Source organism: Variovorax boronicumulans (assembly GCF_019352895.1).
Taxonomy (GTDB): domain Bacteria; phylum Pseudomonadota; class Gammaproteobacteria; order Burkholderiales; family Burkholderiaceae_C; genus Variovorax; species Variovorax boronicumulans_A.
Genome location: NZ_JAAAFX010000009.1, coordinates 1,387,994 through 1,405,510 on the forward strand (window position 1 = coordinate 1,387,994; position 17,517 = coordinate 1,405,510).

Sequence of the window (17,517 nt, forward strand, 5' to 3'; positions counted from 1 at the left end):
TTCTTCCCCACGACCACGACCTCCCCGACATGACCACCACTTCTTCTTCCGCCCTGTCGCAGCGCCTCAAGCACGAGACCGCCCCCCAGCACGAACGCATGCATGCGCTCATGGCCACGGCCGACCCCTTCGCGAGCCGCGCGCAGTACGCGCGCTTCGTGGCCGCGCAGTACGTATTCCAGCGCGACGTCGAGCATCTGTTCGCCGACGCGCAGGTGCAGGCCGCCGTGCCCGACCTGGCCGAGCGCGGCCGCGCCGAGGCCTCGCTGGCCGACCTGCACGACCTCGAGGCCCCGGTGCCCAGCGCGGCCCTCGCCACCGAGGGCGTGACGATGCCCGAAGCGCTGGGCTGGCTCTACGTGTCCGAAGGCTCGACGCTGGGCGCGGCCTTCCTGTTCAAGGAAGTCGGCGACAAGCTCGGGCTCACGGCCGAATTCGGCGCGCGCAACCTCGCGGCCTATCCCGAGGGCCGGGCGCGCGTGTGGAACCGTTTTGTCGAAGCGCTGGATGCGCCCGCGCTGGCGGCGGTGCACGAGCAGGTGATCGCCGGTGCGCTGGCCGCCTACGACCGCTTCGGCAACCTGCTCGAGGCGCAGTTCACGTCGGACGCCACGGCTTGACACTGCCGGTCGCACCGCACGCCGCGCGCCGCCTGTGGCCCTGGGCCACGGCCGGTGCGCTGTGCGGCGCGCTCGCCATGCTCGGTTGGCAGCTGCCCGCGCACTGGCTCACCCCCGCCATGGAACGCGCCACGGGCGAACGCATCCGCTTCGCCGATGTGCGCGGCACGCTCTGGAACGGCTCGGCCGTGCTGAGCCTCGCGGCGGGCCCCGGCGGCCACGACCTGCGCGCCCTGCCCGGCCGCACGCACTGGCGGCTGCGGCCGTCGCTGTCGCCGGTCCCGGCCTTGCAGCTGTCGATCGACCAGGCCTGCTGCCTCGACCGGCCCGCGCAAGCGCGCATCGCGATCGGCGCGGACGGCGTCGACCTGCGACTGGCCGCGCTCGACTGGCACGGCCCGGTCGAAGTGGTGCAAGGCCTGGGCACGCCCTGGAACACGCTGGGCTTCGACGGCCGGCTGCGGGTGTCGACGCAGGCGCTGCACCTGCGCCGGCAGCAGGGACAGATGCAACTGGAAGGCCGGCTCTCGCTTACGGCGGAATCGGTCTCGTCGCGCATCTCGGCCTTGCGTCCGCTGGGCAGCTACCGGTTCGACATCGATGGCGATGCGACGCGCGGCGAACCCAAGGCCCCGTTGCGCCTCACGCTCGCCACGCTGCAGGGCCCGCTGCAACTCAGCGGCCAGGGCGTATGGACCGCCGGCCAGCTGCGTTTTCGCGGCGAGGCGCAGGCCGAGTCCGGCCGCGAGGAGGCGCTGGCCCACGTGCTCAACCTGATCGGCAACCGCAACGGCGCCGTCGCCTTGCGCGTGCTGCGATGAGCCGCCACGCCCCCCACAAGGAACACAATCGACCGTGATGTCCGTCGAACAGAACCACACCCCCGAGACCCCGCTGCCGCCACCGCAGCGCCCCCCTCTGCCGCTCGTCGCGCGCTGGCTGCTGCTGGCTTTCGCCGGCCTGTGCCTGGTGCTGGCCGTGATCGGCGTGATCGTGCCGGGCATGCCCACCACCGTCTTCGTGCTGATGGCCGCCTGGGCCGCCGCGCGCAGCTCGCCACGGCTGCACCGCTGGCTGCTCGACCACAAGCTCTTCGGTCCGATCCTGCGCAACTGGGAAAACGGCCGCACCGTGAGCCGCCGCGCCAAGTGGAGCGCCACCGCGGCGATGGCCTTCTGCGCGGTCGTGATCCTGCTGACCGCGCACAAGCCCTGGCTTGCGGCCCTGGGCATCGGCTCGATGGCCTGCGTGCTGGCCTGGCTCTGGCGGCGTCCCGAGCCGAATGCCTGAGGTCACGCCGGGCCGCGCCATGGCGCATGCGGCCCTTGCGGCGCTGCTGCTCGTCGCGCTGCAGGCGACCGGCGATGCGCCAAGACTGCTGCTGCGCTACGAACGCGACGCCGTGCTGCACGGCGAACTCTGGCGCCTGTTCAGCGCGCACCTCGTGCACCTGGGCTGGGCCCACGCGCTGCTCAACGCCTGCGGCCTGCTGCTGTGCGCCTGGATCGCGCCCGCGCGCTTCGGCGCGTGGCGGCTGGTGTGCGACGGGCTGTGGCTCGGCGGCTGCGTGTCGCTGCTGCTGCTCGCCTTCTCGCCCGAGGTGGCGCACTACGTCGGCCTGTCCGGCGTGCTCTACGGCCTGTTCGTGCTGGGCCTGGCGCCGCCGGCTTTCAGGGGCGACCGCATCGCGCTGCTGGGCCTGACCACGGTACTGGGCTGGATGGCCTGGCAACTGATCGCCGGCCCCGCGCCCGCCGAGGAGCGGCAGATCGGCGGGCGGATCATCGCGGTGGCGCACCTCTACGGCGTGGTCGGCGCGTTCGTCCTGCTGGCGGTGCAAGGGCTGCGCGCGCACCGCCAGCGCCTCGCACCGCGCTGACCCGCTACTGCATGCGCGGCAGGTTGCCGATGCGCACCAGCATCTCGGTGAACATCTGCATGTCGGCGTCGAGGTCGACCACTTCCTTGAACTCCTTGGCGTTGTGCGCCGTGTACTTCTTGCCGGGCATGGCCGGGCCGAAGTTGATCGCGTTGGGCATGAGCTTGGCCGTGGTGCTGCCGGCCGTGGGCACGGGCTTGGCCTCGAGCCCGGTGGTGTCGCCGAAGATGTTGAGCAGGGTCGACAGCCAGGCGCCGCTCGGGTCGCGCGCCATCCAGTTGCCCTGGTCGTAGGCCACCTCGGCCGGGATCGCCGCGCTCGCCGACCAGGCGCCGATCTTCGCGGTGATCACCTGCTTCAGTTCATCGGGCGTGCGGCCGCGCGGCATGCGCACGTTGACCGTGACGTCGACCTTGCCGTCGGCACCGCCACGGATCAGCGTCGGCGACAGCGTGAGCGGGCCCATGAAGTCGTCCTGGTAACCCACGCCCATCTGCTCGCCCAGGTAGCCGGTGCCGTACAGCGCGGCGATGTATTTGGCGGCGCGCGCGTAGCCGTTGTCGGCCAGCGGCACGCCGGCCTCCTGCAGGAACAGCGCGAGCCGCGGCACCGGGTTCACGCCCTCTTCCGGGCGCGAGCCGTGGGCCGACACGCCCGTGACCTTGATCGTCAGGCCGTCGGGCGCGTTGCTCAGGTCGATGCCGAACTTGCCGCCCTGCCCCTCGTATTTCTGCACGAAGGCCGCCTTGGCCGCCTCGAGTTTCGCGGCCACCGCCGCGAGCTCGCCGCCCTGCAGTTTCGCGGTGGCGGTCTGCGGGATCGCGTTGGCCGAAGGCGCGCCGGTCATCGCGGTGATGGCGGTCGCCGATGCATCGGCCGGCCCGCCCGCGAACGAGACCTTGAGCGCGCCCGAGCCCTTCTCGGCCACCACCGCCGGGTACTTGCTGTCGAGCACGATGTTGTAGGCCGGCAGTTCGGTCTTCTCGCGGTAGTACTTCATCGCGTCGCCGCCGGTTTCCTCGGTGGTCTCGACCATCAGCCGGATGGTGCGCGCCAGCGGCAGGCCGCTGTCCTTGACCGCCTTCATCGCATAGAGCACCGCCGCGATCGAGCCCTTGTCGTCGATGGTGCCGCGGCCGTAGAGGTAGTCGCCCACGCGCGTCAGCTTGAAGGGGTCGAGCTTGGTGCCGTCGTCCAGCACCCATTCGGCCGCGTTGGCCGGCACCACGTCGGCATGCGTGAGGATGCCGAATTCCTCGCTGCCGCTGCCCGGCAGCTTGACCTCGAAGATGCGGTTGTCGACGTTGCGGTACTGCAGGCCGAAGTCGCGCGCCATCGCCTCGATCTTGCGCCCGATCGCCTGGATGGCCGGGCTCTCGTGCGGCGGCACGTCGGCCGCGCGCACCGTGGGCATCGCGACCATCTCGCCGATGGTGGCGATCACCGCATCGTGGTGGTGCAGCCGGTTGTAGAGACCCAGCACGCGGCTCACGTTGACCAGGTCGTCGCCGGCCAGCGGGCGCTTGGCCGCATAGGCCGCGGCGGCGCGCTTCAGGCTCGGGTCGGCCTTGGCGGCCTGCGCGAGGAAGCGCGGGAAGTCCGGCGCCTTGCGCAGTGCGGGCGTGGCCACCAGCGCGTCGAGCTGCGGCTTCTTCAGGAGAGTGTCGTCCGAAGCGCCCGAGGAAAAGCTCAGGGCGATGGCGAGGGGAAGGATGGCGAGGGAAAGGCGGTTCATGGCCGTGATTCTCGCGCTGCCGCCGACGCGTCAGGCAACCGGATGTCGCCGGTGGCCCAGCGCTTATGCTCGAAGGCTTCCGTCGGCCCCGCGCCGCGCCACTTCGCGCCATGCCCTCCTCCCATCCCACCGCTCCCGCCGACCCCACGCGCGGCCTGCGCGCCCTGACCTTCGCCTTCGCGCTCAGCCAGTTCTTCCGCACCTGCCTGGCCGTGATCGCGCCCGAACTGCAGCACGACCTCGGGCTGTCGCCCGCGGGTTTCGGCGCGCTGTCCTCCTCCTTCTTCCTGGCCTTCGCGGTGGCGCAGATCCCGATCGGCATCGCCTTCGACCGCTACGGCGTGGGTGCGCCCACGCGGCTGCTGATGGTGGTGGGCGTGCTCGCCTCGGTGCTGTTCGTGGTGGCGCCCAACGGCGCGACCGCGATGGTCGCGCAGGCCGGCCTGGGCCTGGCCTGCGCGCCGGTGTTCATGGGGCTGATGCACTTCGCGTCGGAGCAGTTGCCCGCCGCGCGCTACACCACCGCGGTCGGCCGCGCGAGCGCCATCGCCATGCTGGGCGCGCTGTGCGCCACCGCGCCGCTGGGCTGGGCCGCGCACCAGTTCGGCTGGCGGCCCGCGCTGGCCGTGGCCGCGCTGTGCATGCTGGCCGCCTGCATCGGCACCTGGCGCCATGTGCGCGACACGGGCCATGCCGATGCGCGCGCCGAGACGCCGATGAACCTGCTGCTGGGCAGCGCGCGGCTGCTCAAGGTGCCCGCGCTCTGGACGCTGATCCCGCTGTGCGTGGCGATGGCTGCCGGCACCGCCTTCCGCAATGCCTGGGGCGGCCCCTACCTGGCCGAGGTCTACGGACTCGCGGCCGGCCCGCGCGGCCTGGCGCTGACCTTCGTGAGCCTGGGCGCCTTCGCCACCGCGCTGCTGCTGCCCAAGCTGGTGTGGCGCCATTCGGTGCGCAAGACGGTGCTGTACTGGTCGCTGCTGTCGCTGGGCGGCGGCGCGCTGCTGTCGGCCTGGCCGGCCGCCGGGCTCGGGTCCAGCGTGGCGCTGCTGACGGTGCTGGCCACCATCGGCATGCTGCACCCGCTGGTCATGACGCATGGCCGCTCGATGGTGCCGCAGGCCCTGCGCGGGCGCGGGCTGGGCGTGCTGAACACCTTCGTCTTCCTCGGTTCCGCCGTGACCTCCTGGGCCTTCGGCCTGATCGCCGACGCGGGCCAACGCCACGGTGCCAGCGCGCCAGGCACCTACGCGAGCATCTTCGTCTGCGCCACGGTGCTGGTCCTGATCGGCGTGCTGTTCTACGCACGCAGCCCGCGGCTCGCGCCGGGCTGAGGCACCGGCCGCGACGCGGCCCCCCCTGACGCCAGAAGCTCGCCGCGACGCCCGCGGACGGCCACGCCCGTGCGCTGGCGCCGCGGTCGTTGATCGACGCCGCGAGCAATACGCGCTCGCCTTTCCTCCTCGTGACACCGAGCTACTTTTCAGCAGGAGAAAAGCTCGAAGTTTTCAATTGCGGCGCGCCACGTCGAATGAAAAGATGCCGCATCTCGCTCGCATGGCCCCCCAGTTTCCGGGCCCCGCGAGGGCTCTTCACTTCGCGCATCAAGGCCTACCGACGCATGACTCCCCCGGCACCTTTTCGACTGGCACAGCGTGCGGCGCGCATCCAGCCTTCCATCATTCGCGAGATCCTCAACCTCGCAGCCAGGCCCGGCGTGATCTCGCTGGCCGGCGGCCTGCCCTCCCCCGATGCCTTTCCGCTGGACAAGGTGCGCGAGGCCACACAGCGCGTGCTGTCGAAGTCGCCGCGCGAGGCGCTGCAGTACGCCGCCACCGAAGGCTTCGCGCCACTGCGCGAATGGGTGGCGAACGACCTGGCCGCGCAAGGGTTGCAGGTCGGCCCGGCCGATGTGCTGATCACCAACGGCTCTCAGCAGGGCCTCGACCTGGTCGGCAAGGTGTTGCTCGATCCGGGCAGCACGGTGGCCGTCGAGTCGCCGACCTATGTGGGCGCGCTGCAGGCCTTCAATCCGTACGAAGCGCGCTACCTCGGCATCGAAGGCGACGACGAAGGTCCGCTGCCGCAGGCACTGGACGCCGCGGCCGATGCGCGCTTCCTGTACCTGGTGCCGAACTTCCAGAACCCCACCGGCCGCAGCATCGGTGCGGAACGACGCGTCGAGCTCGCCGTACAGGCCCGACGCCTGGGCCTGCCGTTGGTCGAGGACAACCCTTATGGCGACCTGTGGTTCGACGCGCCCGCCCCGCACGCGCTGGCCTCGCACTGGCCCGAGGGCAGCGTCTACCTGGGTTCCTTTTCCAAGGTGCTGGCCCCGGGCCTGCGCCTGGGCTACGTGGTGGCGCCGCCCACGCTGATGCCCAAGCTGGTCCAGGCCAAGCAGGCGGCCGACCTGCACACGCCGATCTTCAACCAGCACCTGGTGCACGAGATCGTGCGCGACGGCTTCCTTGCCGAGCACGTGCCGCTGATCCGCGAGCGCTACCGCACGCAGCGCGATGCGATGCAGGCCGCGCTGCAACGCCGCCTGCCCGCGGGCTGCGAATGGCAACTGCCGGCCGGTGGCATGTTCTTCTGGGTCGCGCTGCCCGAGGGCACCGACACCATGGCCCTGCTGGCACGCGCGGTCGCGCTGGGCGTGGCCTACGTGCCCGGCTTCGCCTTCTTCGCCGACCACTCGCGTCGCCATCTGCTGCGTTTGTCCTTCGTCACCGTATCGCCCGCGCAGATCGACCAGGGCATCGCGCTGCTGGCCCGGGCGCTGGCCGAGTAACGCGCAGCGACACCCCATAACCATAAAAGGAGACCTCCATGAAACGCCGCCACTTCTCGACCTCGCTCGCGCTCGCCGCCGCATCGATTGCATCGTCCACGGTGTGGGCCCAGGACGCCGCGCCCACCCGCATCCTGGTGGGCTTCCCGCCTGGTGGCGCGGTCGACGCGGTCGCGCGCCTGCTGGCCGACGCGTTGCGGGTGTCGCTGGGCACGAACGTGATCGTGGAAAACCGGCCAGGCGCGGCCGGCCGCCTCGCGCTGGGCGAGTTGCGGCGTTCGCGTCCCGACGGCCTGACGCTGGCGATCGCGCCCGGCGGCGCGCTGACCATCCTGCCCTGGCTCTATCCGAGCAGCCTGGGCTACGACCCGGTCAAGGATTTCACGCCGGTCTCGCGCCTGACCACGCTCGACTTCGCGTTGACGGTCGGGCCGGCCGCGCCGGCCGGGGACGTCAATGCGCTGTTCGCGTGGATGAGGGCGAACCCAGAGCGCGCGACCTATGCCACCTCCGGCGCCGGGTCGGTGCCGCACTTCGCGGGCCTGCTGATCGGCCAGGCGATCGGCGTGCCGCTGATCCACGTGCCCTACCGCGGCGGTGCCCCCGCGGTGCAGGACCTGGCCGGCGGACAGATTCCGCTGATGATCGACAGCCCGTCGGAGACGATGGAGATGCACCGTACCGGCACGCTGCGCATCCTCGCCGTGACCGGCGCGCAGCGCTCGCCCGCCTTGCCCGAGGTGCCGACGCTGCGCCAGGCCGGCGTGGACGTGGTGGTCGACAACTTCTTCGGTCTCTATGCACCGGCCGCCCTGCCGGCCGCGACCGTGCAGCGCATCGATCGCGCGGTGGCCGAGGCACTCGCCACGCCAAAGGCGCGCGAGCGCCTCCTGAACCTGGGATTGATCGCCGACCACGGCGGCCCGCAGCTGCTCGCCAGCACCCAGGCCAGCCAATACAAACGCTGGGAAGCACCGATCAAGCGCTCGGGCTTCACGGTCGACTGACCCTTCTCTCTCACCCCCCAAGGATCCTCCTATGACCGAGTCCTCCATCGCGACGGCGAGTCCCGCGCGGACCATTCCGCCGCCGCATCCGAACCCCAGCCGCCCGGCCTTCAGGCTGCCAGCCGGCGCCTGCGACGCGCACTGCCATGTGTTCGGCCCCGCCGCGCGCTTCCCCTATTCACCCAAGCGCACCTACGAACCGCCAGACGCACCGGCGGCCCGGCTGCGTGCGCTGCATGCCTTGCTGGGCATCGAGCGCGTGGTGCTGGTCCAGGCCAGCGTGCACGGCCACGACAACAGCGCCATGATGGACGCGATCGCGCAGTCGCCCGAAACCTACCGTGGCGTCGCGATGGTGCCGGCTTCGGTGAGCGACGCGGAGTTGCAGGCGCTGCACCGCGGCGGCGTGCGCTCGGTGCGCTTCAACTTTGTGCGCCGGCTCGGCGGTGCGCCCGACCTCGACGCGATCCGCAGCATCGCGCGCCGCGTGAAGCCGCTGGGCTGGCACCTGGTGCTGCACTTCGACCCGCAGGACCTGCCGGTCTACCGTGCCTTTCTCGACGAACTGCCCGTGCCCTACGTGATCGACCACATGGGCCGTGTGCTGGCGGAGGGCGGCCTGCAGCAGGCGCCCTTCGACGCGCTGCTCGAACTGATGAAGGACGAGCGCTGCTGGGTCAAGGTGAGCGGCGCCGAGCGCACCTCGCATCTTCTGTCCACCGGCCCGGGCCTGCCCTTCGAGGACGCCGTGCCCTTCGCGCGCCGGCTGGTCGAGGCTGCCCCCGATCGCGTGCTCTGGGGCACCGACTGGCCGCATCCCAGCGTGCGCGAGATGCCTGACGACGGCAAGCTGGTCGACCTGCTGCCGCTGTTCAGCGACGACCCGGCCGTGCTGCACAAGCTGCTGGTCGACAACCCCACGCGCCTCTACTGGCAGGACTGAACGCCCGACAGGGCCCACGAGACACCCATGAACCACACCGACAAACTCGCACTGCGCCAGACGCTCGAGGCACTGGCCATCGACTACTGGTACGAGGTCGACTTCAACTGGGGCCAGGAGGCCCCCGCCTACTACACCGAGGACGCTGTGTTCACCACCAGCCAGAAATCGCGCACCGGCCGCGCAGCGATCGCCGATTTCTACAGCGCACGCCAGGCCCGCGGCGCGCGCACTTCGCTGCACCTGGTGCAGAACTTTCGCGCCGTGCCCACGGCCGCGGACCGCGCGGACTGCAACTACCTGATGAGTTTGTTCGCGGCCGACGGCGAAGGTGTGCTGCCGTCCAAGCCCGCGATCATGGTCGCCGACGTGCGCGAGACGCTCGTGCGGCAGGCGGACGGCCGATGGCTCTGCGCGCTGCGCACGCTGCGCCCGCTGTTCCGCGACGACACGCCGACCACGGGCTGAAATCATCGAACGAAAGAAGCCCATGCTGTTCATCGACCCCGACAACACCCCCAACTTCAAGCGCACCCTGTTCAACGCGATCGTGGCGCCACGACCGATCGGCTGGATCAGCACCATGGGCCCCGAAGGCCAGGTCAACCTGGCGCCGTTCTCGCACTTCAACCTGGTCTCGACCGCACCGCCGATCGTGATCTTCTCGTGCAACGCTCCGGCGGACCGGCACGAGAAGGACACCATCACCAACGTGCGCGCCACCGGCGAATTCGTGACCAACCTGGTGACCTGGGAGCTGCGCGACCACATGAACATCAGCTCGCTCGACGCGCCCTACGGCACCGACGAATTCGAGCTCGCCGGCCTCGAAAAGGCGCCCAGCGTCAAGGTCCGTCCGCCGCGCGTGGCGCGCTCGCCGGCCAGCATGGAATGCAAGCTGCTGCGCATCGTCGAGATCGAGCCGCAAGGCCCCGGCGACACCTTCAGCAACGTGGTATTCGGCCGCGTGGTCGGCATCCACCTGGACCCAGCGTTCATGGAGCCGAACGGGCGCTTCGACGTAGCCCGCACGCTGCCGCTCACGCGGCTGGGCGGCAACCAGTACGCGTCGGTCGGCCCGCTGGTCGAGCTGTCGCGCCCGAGTCCGCGACGCGACTGACGCCTTTTCGGCGCCTCACACAGAACAACGAAAGGAATGCGATGACGAACACGACACACGAGACCGCAGTGCGCCGCGCGGCGGTCCATGAACTGCCACCAAGTGCAGTGGCGCGCGGACAGAACTTCTGGGTCCAGTGGATCGAAGGCGAGGCCGCGCTCGACGCCACCAGCCCGCACGAAATGCTGCTGCTGCTGCCCGACGGCGGCGCCACCGTGCACACCGCCACCGAAGTCCGCGAGCTGCCGGGGCGCAGTGTATGCGTGCTGCCGGCCGGCGCAGCCACCGTGCGCCTTGCGGGCACGGGACGGGCCGCGCTGATCGCCTCGTCGCGCCCCGACCTGGACACCGGTGCCGCGCGCAACGAGGCCGACTACGCGCGGCCCGATGCGCGCATCCGTCCGACTGGCCACCCCTACGAGCGCAAGACGCCATCGACCGCGATCCAGGTCCTGGAGGTCGACGCCATCCAGCCGCCGGCCGACAAGCCGCGGCTCAAGATGTTCCAGACCGACACGCTGAGCATCAACTGGGTCGAGTACCAGGGCCCGCGCGACCGCAAGCAGCTCAGTCCGCACAACCACACCGACTTCGAGCAGGGTTCGCTGGCCCTGGCGGGCGATTTCCTGCACCACCTGCGGGTCCACTGGGGTGGCAATGCCGACCAATGGCGTGAAGACGAACATCTGCAGGCTCCCTCTCCTTCGATGATCACGGTGCCCGTGCTGATGGTGCACACCACCGAAGGCGTGGGCCCGGGCCGGCACCTGCTGATCGACGTGTTCTCGCCCCCGCGCCACGACTTCATCGACAAGGGCTGGGTCGCCAACGCAGGCGACTACACGCGCCTGAAGGCCGAATAGGAAGCGAACCCGGCGCGGTCGGCGGGCGCCGCATCGGGCGCCGCCTACACTGCGCCCCTCCATGGCCTCCTTCACTCCCATCCGCGCCGTCGAACGCGCCATCGATGTGCTGGCCGCGCTCAACCGCGCGCCCGTCTGCACGCTCGACTCCCTGCACCGCAACACCGGCATTCCAAAGCCCACGCTGATTCGACTGCTCGAGACGCTGCAGGGCAAGGGCCTGGTCACGCGGGCGCCGCAGTACGGTGCCTACAGCCTGACCTCAGGCGTGCGGCAACTGTCCTCGGGCTACCACGGCGAGCCTCGCCTGGTCGAGGCGGCAATGCGGCCCATGGACGAACTCACGCGCAAGCTCAAGTGGCCGATGGCGCTGGCCGTGCCCGACTACGACGCGGTCGTGATCCGCTACAGCACGATTCCGAGTTCGCCGCTGTCGCTGCTGCATTCCAGCATCAACATGCGCCTGAGCCTGATGACGCGCGCGCTCGGCCGCGTCTACCTCGCAGCCTGCACGGCACAGGAAGGCCGTGCGCTGCTCGACATCCTCAAGCTCTCGGACGACCCGGAAAATGCATTGGCCGGACAGACGCGCACCGTGCAGGCGATGCTGCGCGAGATCCGGACGCAGGGCTATGCGCTGCGCGTGCCCGGTGTGCGCCCAGTCTCGAACACGCTGGCCGTGCCGGTGTTCGAGGGGCGCCGCGCGGTCGCCAGCATCGGGCTCACCTGGATCGCTTCCGCCGTCACCGAAGAGCAGGCGGTGAAGAGATTCCTGCCGCCGATGCAGGAGATGGCGCTGCGCATCAAGGAACGGCTGGCCGCTCTTTAGGTTTGCCGGCGATGCCCTGCACTGCTTGCCGCAGCAGCGTCTGGTCGGACGAGACCACGAACCAGTTCGCGCCTTCATGCATGAACTGTTCGCGCTCGGCCGTGCCGCCCACATGCATGCCGGCCAGCTTGCCGGCACGCGTCGCGGCCTGCAGTGCCACGCGCGTGGCCTGCAGCACCTCGGGCGCGCGCGGGTCTTCGAGGCCCATCGACAGCGCCAGGTCGGCGCGGCCGACGAACAGTCCGGCCACACCCGGCACCTCGGCGATGGCTTGGGCCTCCTCGACCGCCTGGGCGCTCTCGATCTGGCAGACGATCTGCGCCTGGTCGCCCAGCCGCAGCGCCTCGGCCATGCCCAGGCTCGCGTAGCTGGCGAAACGCGGACCGCCGGAGTAGCCGCGACGGCCACCGCGGTAGCGCGCCATCGCCACCACCTCGCGCGCCTGCGCTGCCGTGTCCACATGCGGTACCAGCAGCCCGGCGGCGCCGATGTCGAGGCAGGACAGGATCACCGCCGGGTTGATCTCGGCGATGCGGATGAACACCGGGATGCGCGCGGCGCGCCCGCCCATCACCATCAGGTCGAGCGTGGCACGGTCGAAGGGCGCGTGCTCGGCATCGACCACGACGAAGTCGAGGGCCGTGGTGCCCAGCACCTCGATCACCTGGGGCGATCCGGTCTTGACGAAGGTGCCGATCAGCGGCGAGCGTGGGGTGTCGTTCATGGGGTGCGCGCCTTCAATCGAGCTTGATCTGTGCGGACTGGATCACCTGCTGCCACTTCTGCGCATCGGCCTGGATGCGCTGGCGCAGCAGCTCGGGCTTGCCGGTCGCAACCACGGCACCGTACTGCTGCAGCTTGCTCTTGCCCTGCGCAGACTCCAGCACCCGGTTGATCTCGGCGTTCAGCAGTTGCACCGCCGGCGCCGGCATGCCCGCCGGGCCGACCACCGCGAGCCAGACCGTGGCCGTGAGGTCGATGCCCTGCTCCTTGGCGGTCGGCACATCGGGCAGGCCGGGGAAGCGCGCCTGCGAGGTCACGGCCAGCGCACGCATCTTGCCGGCCTGGATGTTCGGGATGAAAGCCGAGACCGGTGCCGAGATGGCCTGCACCACGCCACCCAGCAGGTCGGTCAGCGCGGGCGTGTCGCCGCGGTAGGGCACGTCCTGCAGCTTGACGCCGCTGGTCATCGACAGCGCGGCCAGCGACAGGTGGCCGATCGTGCCGTTGCCCGGCGTGGCCACCGAGACCGACGAGGGGTTGGCCCGCGCCATGTCGATCAGGTCCTTGAGGTTGCGCAGCTTCGACTGGTTCGGATTGCTGACGATCACCGTCGGGATCTCGCAGACAAGCGCGATGGGTGCCAGGTCCTTGTCGGCATCGAAGGACATCGACTTGTAGAGGAACTTGTTGTTCACCAGCGGCCCGGAAGTGACCAGGCCGATGGTGTAGCCGTCGGCCGACGACTTGGCCACCGCATCGGTCCCGATGTTGCCGGCCGCGCCCGCGCGGTTGTCCACGACGATGGGCACACCCAGGCGCTCACCCAGGCCCTGCGCCAGATGGCGCGCCACCATGTCGGTGCTGCCGCCGGCCGGGAACGGTACGACCATGCGGATCGGCCGGTTCGGCCAGGCGCCGTTGGCCGCCAGCGCGGTCAAGGGGGAAAGGCCGGCAGCCGCGCCTGCGCCGATGGCGCCCAGGGTCGCGCCGAGACAATGTCTCCTGTTCATCATTCTTGAAGTCTCCTATGGGTTTCTAAAGGGATGTCTGGCGGGCCGCTGCCAGGCCCTGCAGCAGTTGCGGCATGCGGGCCTGCGCCTGCGCGCGCAGCTGGTCGTAGAGGCTGTTGCCGTGCGCATCGATCGCCACGGTGGCCGGCCCGAGCTCCGCCACGTCGAGGGTCAGCAGGCGGAACTGCGAGATGTATTCGTTCCAGTGCGACGACACCACGCGGCGCAGTCCGCGCGACAGCAGCGGCGCGCCGCCGCCGAGGAAGGACAGGTAGACGCAGCCGGTGTCGCGCAGCGCCTGGACCGACGCGGCATCGAGCCCGCCCTTGCCACCCGTCAGGCGCAGGTCGAGGCCGCGCACCAGCCCGGGCATCCACTGGTTGTAGCGCGTGCTGGTGCTCGGGTTCATGTAAAGCGGCACCGGCCCGGCCTCGGTTTCGCGCACACAGGTGCTCAAGTGGAAGAAGGCGCCGCCGCGCAGGTCGACCGGCAGGGCCACGCCATCGGCCAGGGCCTGCGCCATGCGCTGGTGCGTCGGCAGGCCGATGCTGACGGTGATCTCGCCGGTGAGTGTGACCATGTCGCCCACGGCAAGTTCACGCACCTTGTCGCGCGAAAGCGGAAGTTGGAGTTCGTGGAACATCGCGGCCTACCAGTTCAGGTCTTCGACGCGGCCGTCGTTGTAGATGCGGGCCGCCGTGCGGCGGTTGATCCAGCAGTTGAAGCTCACCGCGACCGGCACGAAGCCATGGCTCGCGGCGTAGTCGATGTGGACCGCCATCGCGCTCGCGTCGCCGCCCGTTCCCATCGGGCCGAAGCCCATGGCGTTGATCGCGTCGAGCAGGCGCTTCTCCATGGCCGCCAGGATCGGTTCGGGGTTCGTGCGGCCAAAGGGGCGCAGTACCGACTCCTTGGCCAGTTTCGCCGCGTAGTCGAAGGTGCCGCCGATGCCCACGCCGACCACGATGGGCAGGCAGGGTTGCGAGCCGGCGCGCAGCACGGTGTCGATCACGAACTTCTCGATCTGCTCGAGCGTCGGGTAGACGAAGGCGTCGATTGCCTCCCAGCGTCCGGTGCCCATGGCCTTGGGCGCGCAGACGATCTCGATGTAGTCGGCATCGTCGATCACGTCGAAGCTGATCAGCGGCATGTCCTTGCCCGCATAGCTGCGCGCGTGGGTCAGCGGGTTGGTCACCATCTTGAGGATCGGCGGATCGATGTGCTGCACCAGGTCGGCAAAGCCGCGCGTGACCGCTTCGCGCACCGGGCCGTCGAACTGCACGCGGGTGCCGATCTTGATGCTGTAGACGGGGATGCCGACATCGGTGCACACCAGCTCGTCGCCCTGCTGCGCGGCGTCCGCGCTCTGCAACATGATCTTCAGCGTGTGCTTGCCGGTGGCACCGGACTCGACCGCTTCGGCACGCTGGAGCGCGGCACGCGTGTCGTCGGGAATCTTCTTCAGGGAACGCTCGTAGAGCTGCGCTGTCACGCGCTGGATCGTTGCACTGTCAATGGCCATTTTCTCGTGGGTCTCTTGTCTCGATGGCCCGTACGATGCGCCGCGAACCGCAAGTGTTCAAGCCCATTCTTCGTAGTTTTCACCAGCAGAAAAGTCTCAAGGTTTCGTTTGCGATGAGGTCATCGCTCCTCCAACAATGCGCTCCCCAAACTTAGATGGAGGAGACAAGTCATGAGGAATTTCGCGATCGGCCTTGCAGCCGTGGGTCTTGTCAATGCGGCCTGCGCCCAATCTTCGATCACGCTGTTCGGCGTCGTCGACGCGGGCATCAGCAGCTACACAAGCAAGTCGGTGGATGCACGGACGCAGCGCGGCCAGCGGGCCAGCCAGCTGGCGATGTCCAGCTCGGGCCTCGCATCGAGCCGGCTCGGCTTTCGGGGTGTCGAGGACCTCGGCGGCGGGTTGGCCGCGAGCTTCTGGCTCGAAGCACCCATGTCGAACGACACCGGTGCCGACGCGCTGAGCTTCGGTCGCCGCTCGACCGTGAGCCTGTCGGGCGGCTTCGGCGAGATTCGCCTGGGTCGCGACGTCAACGCGACCTTCGTCAACGACTTCGTGTTCGATCCGCTCGGCGTCAACGGCGTCGGCACCAGCCTGCTCTACCGAGCCGGCACCGTCATGAGCAAGATGGGCGTACCGCCCACGCCGGGGCTCAGCCCGATCCTGGCCAACGCCTACGCGCGCAGCAACAACATGGTGGCTTACCTGCTGCCTGCGAGCCTCGGTGGCTTCTACGGACAGGTGCAGTACGCCTTCGACGAAAAGATCCACTACGGCGCGGGCGGGTTGCCTGCTGCTGGCACCGACGTGCGTTCGGGCCGTTACGTCGGCGGGCGCTTCGGCTACGCCCAGGGGCCGCTGGACGTCGCCCTGGCCGCGAGCCGCAGCACGCTGCTCGACGACCGCGCCGCGGGTCTCACACTGCGGCAGGACACGGTCAACCTCGCCGCCGCCTACGACCTCGGCCCGGCCAAGCTTTTCGCCGAAGTCACGCGCATGGCGAACCGCACGATCGTCACGGGCCCGGTGGTCGGCGCTCCCCGCGAAGTCGATCTCACAGGCTTTCTGTTCGGCGTCAACGTGCCGGTGGGACCGGGCACGATCCGCGCGTCCTATGCGCAGGTCCGCTACGACTACGACGGCGCGACGACGCCCGATCCCAAGGCCAACCAGTTGGCGCTGAGCTACGTGCACAACCTGTCGAAGCGCACAGCGCTGTACGCAAGCGCGGCCCGCATCCAGAACAAGAACGGCGCGGCCTTGTCGGTGGGCAGCCCGTCGTTCCCGGGTGGAGGTTTCACGCCCAAGAGCTCGACCGGCTACGACCTCGGTCTTCGCCATGCCTTCTGAGCCCCTGCGCCCCCGCGCCGGCACGCGGGCCTTGCGCATCGCGATCATCGGAGCGGGGGCGATCGGCGGGCACTTCGCCGCGCAACTGGCCGAGGCCGGCCACACGGTCAGCCTGCTGGCCCGCGGCGACACGCTCGACGCACTGCGACGACACGGCCTGCGCTACCGCAGCGGCGCCGAGCCGTTGCGCAGCATTGCGGTGCATGCGACCGACCGGCCCCGCGAGATGGGCTCGCCAGACCTCGTGGTGCTCGCGCTCAAGTCGCAGGTGCTGCCTGCCGTCGCGCCCTCGCTGGCGCCGCTCCTGGACGGTGGCGCCACGGTGCTGCCGGTCGGCAACGGCCTGCCCTGGTGGTACTTCGGCGTACCCGATCAACCGCTGTCGGGACTTCGACTGCGCAGCGTGGACCCCGACGGCACCATCGCGCGCACCGTCGCGCTGCCACAGGTGCTTGGTGGCAGCGTGATGGCGTCCTGCCATTGTTCCGCGCCCGGGGTGGTGGTGCACAGCGCCGGCGGGCGCGTGGTGATCGGCGAGCCGCTGGGCGGCGCCAGCGAACGGGCCGAACATTGGGCCGCGGTGCTGACCAACGCCGGCCTGACCGCGGCCGTCAGCGAGAACATCCGCGACGACCTGTGGCTCAAGCTGCTGGGCAATGTCTGCGCGAATCCGCTGAGCCTGCTGACTGGCGTGAGCACCGACCGGTTGCTCGACGATCCGCGCACGCGTGAACTCTTCGGGCAAATGATGGACGAGTGCATCGACCTGGGGCGACGCCTGGGCCTGCCGGTGGCAACGGATTCGACACAGCGCATGGCACAAACGCGCAAGCTCGGAGCCATCAAGACCTCGATGCTGCAAGACCTGGAAGCCGGACGCGAGGTAGAACTCGATGCGATCCTCGGCGCGGCGCTCGAATGCGCGCAGGCCTTGCAGCAGTCGACGCCCCAGTTGTGCAGCGTTTTCGCGCTGGCCTGCATGCGTGCGCAGCAGGCCGGCCTGTACAGCGCGCGGGCGCTCGACTGAGCAAAGTCGGCCGGATCGGCCCGCCCCGCGTCGCAAACTCTCCTACGCCCACACGCGGCACGCTCGCGCATGTGGGGCCCTAAGGGTGCACCAGA

General features: G+C 69.9%; 19 protein-coding genes. 14 read left to right on the forward strand and 5 right to left on the reverse strand.

Annotation, left to right across the window (positions count from 1 at the left end; genetic code table 11):
* The first annotated feature begins 29 nt into the window (after nt 1-29).
* From K0H49_RS25550 to rrtA, 4 genes are read left to right on the forward strand one after another with little or no spacing between them, the layout of a single operon-like run.
* On the forward strand, nt 30-620 hold the full coding sequence (locus K0H49_RS25550; protein WP_219218639.1) for a biliverdin-producing heme oxygenase: 591 nt from the start codon (nt 30-32) through the stop codon (nt 618-620).
* Nucleotides 617-1,441 carry a type II secretion system protein N gene (gene gspN, locus K0H49_RS25555; RefSeq protein ID WP_257625125.1) on the forward strand — a complete coding sequence of 275 codons (825 nt, stop codon included), beginning with the start codon at nt 617-619 and terminating at the stop codon, nt 1,439-1,441. Before K0H49_RS25550 ends, gspN begins: the two co-directional genes overlap by 4 nt.
* Nucleotides 1,442-1,478: 37 nt before the next feature.
* Entirely contained in the window at nt 1,479-1,910 is a 432-nt protein-coding gene (locus K0H49_RS25560; protein WP_219218641.1) for a YbaN family protein, read from the forward strand.
* Nucleotides 1,903-2,499, forward strand: a complete 597-nt coding sequence (gene rrtA / locus K0H49_RS25565; protein ID WP_219218654.1) for a rhombosortase — start codon at nt 1,903-1,905, stop codon at nt 2,497-2,499. Before K0H49_RS25560 ends, rrtA begins: the two co-directional genes overlap by 8 nt.
* 4 nt (nt 2,500-2,503) lie before the next feature.
* On the opposite strand, the gene K0H49_RS25570 is transcribed toward rrtA, so the two are convergent.
* Nucleotides 2,504-4,234: a dipeptidase gene (locus K0H49_RS25570; RefSeq protein ID WP_219218657.1), complete on the reverse strand. Its 1,731-nt coding sequence runs from the start codon at nt 4,232-4,234 to the stop codon at nt 2,504-2,506.
* 110 nt (nt 4,235-4,344) lie between these two features.
* Here K0H49_RS25570 and K0H49_RS25575 point away from each other — a divergent pair, with 110 nt between their 5' ends.
* The 8 genes from K0H49_RS25575 (at nt 4,345) to K0H49_RS25610 (ending at nt 11,790) form a co-directional block, all read left to right on the forward strand.
* Complete coding sequence (locus K0H49_RS25575) at nt 4,345-5,568, forward strand: MFS transporter (RefSeq protein WP_257625126.1); 1,224 nt, start codon at nt 4,345-4,347, stop codon at nt 5,566-5,568.
* Between the two features lie 287 nt (nt 5,569-5,855).
* Nucleotides 5,856-7,028 (forward strand): aminotransferase-like domain-containing protein, encoded by a 1,173-nt coding sequence (locus K0H49_RS25580; RefSeq protein ID WP_219218661.1) that lies wholly within the window; start codon nt 5,856-5,858, stop codon nt 7,026-7,028.
* 38 nt (nt 7,029-7,066) lie between these two features.
* Nucleotides 7,067-8,035 (forward strand): tripartite tricarboxylate transporter substrate-binding protein, encoded by a 969-nt coding sequence (locus tag K0H49_RS25585; protein ID WP_219218663.1) that lies wholly within the window; start codon nt 7,067-7,069, stop codon nt 8,033-8,035.
* Nucleotides 8,036-8,066: 31 nt separating this feature from the next.
* Entirely contained in the window at nt 8,067-8,978 is a 912-nt protein-coding gene (locus tag K0H49_RS25590; RefSeq protein WP_219218665.1) for an amidohydrolase family protein, read from the forward strand.
* Between the two features lie 27 nt (nt 8,979-9,005).
* Complete coding sequence (locus K0H49_RS25595; RefSeq protein ID WP_219218667.1) at nt 9,006-9,446, forward strand: nuclear transport factor 2 family protein; 441 nt, start codon at nt 9,006-9,008, stop codon at nt 9,444-9,446.
* A gap of 22 nt (nt 9,447-9,468) precedes the next feature.
* Complete coding sequence (locus K0H49_RS25600; RefSeq protein WP_219218668.1) at nt 9,469-10,098, forward strand: flavin reductase family protein; 630 nt, start codon at nt 9,469-9,471, stop codon at nt 10,096-10,098.
* Between the two features lie 41 nt (nt 10,099-10,139).
* Nucleotides 10,140-10,961: a hypothetical protein gene (locus K0H49_RS25605; RefSeq protein WP_219218670.1), complete on the forward strand. Its 822-nt coding sequence runs from the start codon at nt 10,140-10,142 to the stop codon at nt 10,959-10,961.
* A gap of 61 nt (nt 10,962-11,022) precedes the next feature.
* Nucleotides 11,023-11,790, forward strand: a complete 768-nt coding sequence (locus tag K0H49_RS25610; RefSeq protein WP_219218672.1) for a DNA-binding transcriptional regulator — start codon at nt 11,023-11,025, stop codon at nt 11,788-11,790.
* Here the strand turns inward: K0H49_RS25610 and K0H49_RS25615 are convergent.
* From K0H49_RS25615 to K0H49_RS25630, 4 genes are read right to left on the reverse strand one after another with little or no spacing between them, the layout of a single operon-like run.
* The gene (locus tag K0H49_RS25615) at nt 11,765-12,514 is read right to left on the reverse strand and encodes an HpcH/HpaI aldolase family protein (protein WP_219218674.1); all 750 of its coding nucleotides are present in this window, start codon (nt 12,512-12,514) and stop codon (nt 11,765-11,767) included. The two genes, K0H49_RS25610 and K0H49_RS25615, sit on opposite strands and share 26 nt — an antisense overlap.
* Before the next feature lie 13 nt (nt 12,515-12,527).
* On the reverse strand, nt 12,528-13,526 hold the full coding sequence (locus tag K0H49_RS25620) for a Bug family tripartite tricarboxylate transporter substrate binding protein (RefSeq protein WP_257625127.1): 999 nt from the start codon (nt 13,524-13,526) through the stop codon (nt 12,528-12,530).
* A gap of 22 nt (nt 13,527-13,548) precedes the next feature.
* Nucleotides 13,549-14,166: a fumarate hydratase C-terminal domain-containing protein gene (locus tag K0H49_RS25625; protein WP_219218676.1), complete on the reverse strand. Its 618-nt coding sequence runs from the start codon at nt 14,164-14,166 to the stop codon at nt 13,549-13,551.
* A 6-nt stretch (nt 14,167-14,172) separates the two neighbouring features.
* On the reverse strand, nt 14,173-15,045 hold the full coding sequence (locus K0H49_RS25630; RefSeq protein ID WP_219218678.1) for a fumarate hydratase: 873 nt from the start codon (nt 15,043-15,045) through the stop codon (nt 14,173-14,175).
* Nucleotides 15,046-15,216: 171 nt separating this feature from the next.
* Here K0H49_RS25630 and K0H49_RS25635 point away from each other — a divergent pair, with 171 nt between their 5' ends.
* Both K0H49_RS25635 and K0H49_RS25640 read left to right on the forward strand, forming a co-directional pair.
* On the forward strand, nt 15,217-16,395 hold the full coding sequence (locus K0H49_RS25635) for a porin (protein WP_219218680.1): 1,179 nt from the start codon (nt 15,217-15,219) through the stop codon (nt 16,393-16,395).
* The gene (locus K0H49_RS25640) at nt 16,385-17,422 is read left to right on the forward strand and encodes a ketopantoate reductase family protein (protein ID WP_219218689.1); all 1,038 of its coding nucleotides are present in this window, start codon (nt 16,385-16,387) and stop codon (nt 17,420-17,422) included. The genes K0H49_RS25635 and K0H49_RS25640 overlap by 11 nt, the downstream gene beginning before the upstream one ends.
* The last annotated feature ends 95 nt before the right edge of the window (nt 17,423-17,517 follow it).

What these genes read in the sequence shown, in the direction of transcription:
- K0H49_RS25590 (WP_219218665.1), top strand. Translation starts at nt 8,067, where the DNA reads ATGACCGAGTCCTCCATCGCGACGGCGAGTCCCGCGCGGACCATTCCG.
- K0H49_RS25640 (WP_219218689.1), top strand. Translation starts at nt 16,385, where the DNA reads ATGCCTTCTGAGCCCCTGCGCCCCCGCGCCGGCACGCGGGCCTTGCGC.
- K0H49_RS25560 (WP_219218641.1), top strand. Translation starts at nt 1,479, where the DNA reads ATGTCCGTCGAACAGAACCACACCCCCGAGACCCCGCTGCCGCCACCG.
- K0H49_RS25605 (WP_219218670.1), top strand. Translation starts at nt 10,140, where the DNA reads ATGACGAACACGACACACGAGACCGCAGTGCGCCGCGCGGCGGTCCAT.
- K0H49_RS25595 (WP_219218667.1), top strand. Translation starts at nt 9,006, where the DNA reads ATGAACCACACCGACAAACTCGCACTGCGCCAGACGCTCGAGGCACTG.
- K0H49_RS25550 (WP_219218639.1), top strand. Translation starts at nt 30, where the DNA reads ATGACCACCACTTCTTCTTCCGCCCTGTCGCAGCGCCTCAAGCACGAG.
- K0H49_RS25635 (WP_219218680.1), top strand. Translation starts at nt 15,217, where the DNA reads ATGAGGAATTTCGCGATCGGCCTTGCAGCCGTGGGTCTTGTCAATGCG.
- K0H49_RS25615 (WP_219218674.1), bottom strand. Translation starts at nt 12,514, where the DNA reads ATGAACGACACCCCACGCTCGCCGCTGATCGGCACCTTCGTCAAGACC.
- K0H49_RS25625 (WP_219218676.1), bottom strand. Translation starts at nt 14,166, where the DNA reads ATGTTCCACGAACTCCAACTTCCGCTTTCGCGCGACAAGGTGCGTGAA.
- K0H49_RS25575 (WP_257625126.1), top strand. Translation starts at nt 4,345, where the DNA reads ATGCCCTCCTCCCATCCCACCGCTCCCGCCGACCCCACGCGCGGCCTG.
- K0H49_RS25630 (WP_219218678.1), bottom strand. Translation starts at nt 15,045, where the DNA reads ATGGCCATTGACAGTGCAACGATCCAGCGCGTGACAGCGCAGCTCTAC.
- rrtA (WP_219218654.1), top strand. Translation starts at nt 1,903, where the DNA reads ATGCCTGAGGTCACGCCGGGCCGCGCCATGGCGCATGCGGCCCTTGCG.
- K0H49_RS25585 (WP_219218663.1), top strand. Translation starts at nt 7,067, where the DNA reads ATGAAACGCCGCCACTTCTCGACCTCGCTCGCGCTCGCCGCCGCATCG.
- K0H49_RS25620 (WP_257625127.1), bottom strand. Translation starts at nt 13,526, where the DNA reads ATGATGAACAGGAGACATTGTCTCGGCGCGACCCTGGGCGCCATCGGC.
- K0H49_RS25570 (WP_219218657.1), bottom strand. Translation starts at nt 4,234, where the DNA reads ATGAACCGCCTTTCCCTCGCCATCCTTCCCCTCGCCATCGCCCTGAGC.
- K0H49_RS25610 (WP_219218672.1), top strand. Translation starts at nt 11,023, where the DNA reads ATGGCCTCCTTCACTCCCATCCGCGCCGTCGAACGCGCCATCGATGTG.
- K0H49_RS25600 (WP_219218668.1), top strand. Translation starts at nt 9,469, where the DNA reads ATGCTGTTCATCGACCCCGACAACACCCCCAACTTCAAGCGCACCCTG.
- K0H49_RS25580 (WP_219218661.1), top strand. Translation starts at nt 5,856, where the DNA reads ATGACTCCCCCGGCACCTTTTCGACTGGCACAGCGTGCGGCGCGCATC.